This window comes from Desulfobacterium sp. N47 (assembly GCF_051233685.1).
In the GTDB taxonomy this organism is placed as follows: Bacteria; Desulfobacterota; Desulfobacteria; order Desulfobacterales; family RPRI01; genus RPRI01.
Window position 1 is genome coordinate 1 of sequence record NZ_JBAMMY010000149.1, and the last position, 3,631, is coordinate 3,631.

Sequence of the window (3,631 nt, forward strand, 5' to 3'; positions counted from 1 at the left end):
GCCGAATTTTTTAAGCATTTTTCCCGCATTTACCCTGCAATTCGGGTTAAAAATATTATGCCCTACACTTACTGCTATTTTCTCTTTGCTAATGTCATTATATCTTATTTTTACACTTACAATCGCTTCAGGATAAAGGGAATAAACAAGAAACCGGTTTCCTTCCGGTGCTTCATCAAATAAACGCAGATCAGTTATCGCTACGTGTTTATTTAATATCGTATTTTCTTTTAATATAGTTTTATAAGCTTTGTTATTTTCTATGACTTTTTCACACTTTGCTTTTACTTCCCGATCTTGCATAACATTACTTATATCATTATCCCTTAAAAGATGTATTAGCCTGTTCCAGTAGGATTCATCAGCCAAGTTGTGGTTTGATATAGTCATTGAAAGAAGAATATAAGGATATTGTTCCGGAAAGGAGACTTCATCTATTGATAATTGGGCTGCATCTATTTTATCCGTTTCTTTTATAAGCTCGGTATAATCTTTTTTAAATTTGCCTGCATAATAGGAAAAAACCACACCGGCGGCAGAAGGTGCGATAGCAAATGAACCTGAAAACGGCGTTTCAATTTTATTGGAAAAGTGATGGTCAAACCACATGGAGCAACGATTATCATAAGGAAGATTAGCCATTATATCCCCTTCCTTTATTTCTATCATGCCCTGCTGAACTTCATGCGGTTCAACCCATTTAACGGATTCGGTAATCGTTTCCTTTTCGGATAGAAGAACTGCACATACTATCCCGTCAAAATCAGGCCGTGTTACAATTCTCATTTTATCACCATCAGTTTAAGCACAGGTATCCGGTTTCAGTGTCCATGGGTTATGAGCCGGAAATGTTCCGGAATATGATTTTTCAGGCTTGCATTATTAATCTTAACAACTATTGTTTCTTTTCCTGATCCCCTACCCTGTCCCTCGGATCCCGATTCCTAATCTCTCTTTAAAATTATCCGCCAAGAATTATTCAGCCGGTCACCTAATAAGGCAACCGGCTGAATAAGACTATTATGCTATCAGTTGTTTTTTTACTTTGATTCGTTTATTTTTTCAGTCAGCACCGGAACAAATTCTAGTAAATCTTCAACAATTCCAATATCTGCAATCTGAAAAATCGGAGCGTTCGGATTCTTGTTAATTGCAACCATAAAAGGTGAGCCTTTAATTCCTCCAAGATGCTGGAATGAGCCGCTTATACCAAGAGCCATATATACCTTTGGTTTTACAGTCTTTCCCGATGTTCCTACCTGGCGTGATTTCTCAAGCCATTTAGCATCAATGATCGGACGTGAGCATGAAAGATCACCACCCATAGCTTTTGCAAGCTCTTCAGTAATTTCAATATTTTCCTGTTCTCCGATTCCGCGTCCGATAGAAACAAGTATATCGGATTTTGTGATATCAACGTCTCCCATTTCCGCTTCAATAACTTCAACAAAACGCCTTTTGCCACCGGGCATCCCACCGGCAAGAGCGTCTGCTGTTTTATCAACAACAGATCCACCCGCAGCACCTGCTTCAGCAGCAGCAAAAGAACCCGGACGGGTAGTAATAACCGCTCCGCCTGAAATATCGCAAAGCACATGCGTGCTTACCTGACCGCTGAATTCCTGACGGACTGCTTTAAGCTTTCCGCCATCAACACCATCAAAATCAATTGCATCAGGAAGATAAGCACCATCCAGTTTTATAGACAAGCCTGGTGACAAATCCATGCCAAAATGGTCATGTGGAACCAATAAGATGTTACCTTTAGGTATAATGCCCGCAAGCAAACCGCGTATTACTTCCGAATTGGGATATGAAAGAGCATCGTTATCAATTTTCCAGACTTCTTTAAAAGAAGCGGTTAAACTGTTGCACACTGAATCTATCTTGCTGCCAACAACAATTGCGGTTAAAGAAGCAGCAGGATCAATCTTTTTAGCTGCTGCAATCATTTCACCGGCCGTATCATCAACAGCGCCGTCTTTATGTAATATATATGCAAAAATCTGAAAGGACATTATTTAATACCTCCTTTTGATTTCAAAAGTTCAACCAGTTTATCTACCTTTTCATCAATGCTGCCCTCAAGTATTTCAGCTCCTTTTCCAAGAACAGGTGTGAAATAATCAACACGGGAAACTTTGGCAGCTGCCATGCCGACCGAATCCTGACTTAATCCAAGGTCAGATGCACCTCTAACCGGGATCTCAACGGATGCTACTTTTCTGATCCCTCGAATACCGACATAGCGGGGTTCGTTAATACCGGTCTGAATTGAAAGAACGCATGGAAGATCAATCTCATTTATTTCCTGTTGTCCGCCTGCGATTTCCCTGCCTATCTTTATCTTTTTATCGTCCGATGCTTCTATTAAATTTACAAGAGATGCAAAAGGCACATCAAGCATTGCAGCAAGCATACCGCCTACCTGACCGGCTCCATCATCAGCCTGAGCACCTGTGAGTATCAAATCGTATTTGCTTTTTGCTATTTCGGCTTTTAATATTGCTGCAAGGCCTTTACCATCGGACCCTTCAAATGCATCATCTGAAAGAAGGATCCCCTTATCTGCGCCCATAGCCATTTCTCTTCTCAGTACATCTTCAGACTCGGAATCGCCAACAGCAACAACCGTAACACTTCCTCCAACCTTGTCCCTGATTTGGATAGCTTCCTCAACAGCATAATTATCCCATTCGTTTACAGAATACACAAGGTCATCCCATTCAATGTCCGAACCGGAACTGTTTACGCTGATTTCATTTTCAGCGGTATCAGGAACTCTTTTAATACAAACCAAAATATCCATTTCATCCTCCATATCAGTTTATTTCAATCTGTTTACAGGCTGATAAGAGCCTGCTCGATTTAATTATTTTTAAGCTATGTGTTTTTCAATCAGTTCAGCAAGATCAATGGCTTCCATTTTACCTTCCATCCCGCAAACCTTTATCGCATCTTCCATATTGACAAGGCAGAACGGGCAATCCATCCATTGCCCCCAAAACCATGTCGCGCCCATCCAGACCTCTTTTCTTTAAATCCCTGAAAAATTCCCGCCAGGCGGGCGCCGACTCTTTATCCCCTGCCTGGAAGCCCAACACCCGCTTTCGACCTGTTTTTTCAACTCCAATGGCTGCCAGAACCGGCACCTTCTCTATGCTCCTGTCGATGCGCATGTCGAAATTAACACCGTCCAAAAAAATATACTTTATGGGTTCTCCATTTCTCTACGGCCTCTATCAGCTCCTTGTTGGCGTTACTGACCTCCGTTGGAGATACTTTGCGCCCGATCAGCCGCTCAGACATCATCGAAAGGCTTCGGGTGCTGACACCGGTTAAAAACATCAAACTCAAATCCTGCCGAAGCTCAACTTCATATTGTTTGCTTCGGGGAATGATGCGGGTCTCATATTCGCCCTTGCGATCCCGTGGCATCTCAACCTTGACGGCACCAATACCTTTTAATGTGAAATTGCGGGAATAGGAACCATTGCGATGATTCACATCTCCTTGAGCATGCTCATACCATTGCCGCCCAAGAAATTCGGTGCGCTCCAAATCCATCAGTTTGGTCAGATATTGACCAACGCTCTCTTTGATCTCTACGCGGATCATCTCAAAAATATTC

General features: G+C 42.0%; 5 protein-coding genes. All 5 read right to left on the minus strand.

What is annotated here, in order from left to right; all coding sequences use genetic code 11:
• The coding region (locus tag VXK47_RS09610; protein WP_435548562.1) for an exopolyphosphatase at positions 1–786 on the minus strand (786 nt) is incomplete at its 3' end.
• Between the two features lie 254 nt (positions 787–1,040).
• Entirely contained in the window at positions 1,041–2,018 is a 978-nt protein-coding gene (locus tag VXK47_RS09615) for an electron transfer flavoprotein subunit alpha/FixB family protein (RefSeq protein ID WP_435548563.1), read from the minus strand.
• Positions 2,018–2,809, minus strand: coding sequence for an electron transfer flavoprotein subunit beta/FixA family protein (locus VXK47_RS09620; RefSeq protein WP_435548564.1), 792 nt, complete (start codon positions 2,807–2,809; stop codon positions 2,018–2,020). The genes VXK47_RS09615 and VXK47_RS09620 overlap by 1 nt, the downstream gene beginning before the upstream one ends.
• Before the next feature lie 118 nt (positions 2,810–2,927).
• On the minus strand, positions 2,928–3,179 hold the full coding sequence (locus VXK47_RS09625) for a transposase (RefSeq protein WP_435548565.1): 252 nt from the start codon (positions 3,177–3,179) through the stop codon (positions 2,928–2,930).
• A gap of 7 nt (positions 3,180–3,186) precedes the next feature.
• Positions 3,187–3,631: transposase (locus VXK47_RS09630; RefSeq protein WP_435548566.1), on the minus strand; the 445-nt coding region annotated here is incomplete at its 5' end.

Bases quoted from the DNA above. Each gene is read 5' to 3' on its own strand.
- VXK47_RS09615 (WP_435548563.1), bottom strand. From the start codon at position 2,018: ATGTCCTTTCAGATTTTTGCATATATATTACATAAAGACGGCGCTGTT.
- VXK47_RS09620 (WP_435548564.1), bottom strand. From the start codon at position 2,809: ATGGATATTTTGGTTTGTATTAAAAGAGTTCCTGATACCGCTGAAAAT.
- VXK47_RS09625 (WP_435548565.1), bottom strand. From the start codon at position 3,179: ATGCGCATCGACAGGAGCATAGAGAAGGTGCCGGTTCTGGCAGCCATT.